Consider the following 218-nt stretch of genomic DNA (forward strand, 5'->3'; position numbering starts at 1 on the left):
GCTCTTTGATTTCCCCAGCTCCAACGGTGTAAATTTTAAAGGGAGCTTCGACCTCGGGTTTTCTTCTCGAAGACATGGGAATTCCTGCAATCTTACGACAGGTCTTGCAAATAGGTTTTTCGCTTAGTTTTGCATTTTCTATACTTTTGTGGGGGTCATTACTAAACCAAAGGTGTTTACCACATAGTGAGACCCATTGGCTTTCTTTGTTCTTACTC

The 218-nt window shown here is 41.7% G+C and carries 1 protein-coding gene; it reads right to left on the reverse strand.

Annotated elements, in window-relative coordinates; all coding sequences use genetic code 11:
* The coding region (locus IQR33_RS33025) for a hypothetical protein (RefSeq protein ID WP_228013886.1) at nt 1–218 on the reverse strand (218 nt) is incomplete at both ends.

The sequence above is a fragment of the Vibrio sp. OPT46 genome (assembly GCF_015163535.1).
In the GTDB taxonomy this organism is placed as follows: Bacteria; Pseudomonadota; Gammaproteobacteria; order Enterobacterales; family Vibrionaceae; genus Vibrio; species Vibrio alginolyticus.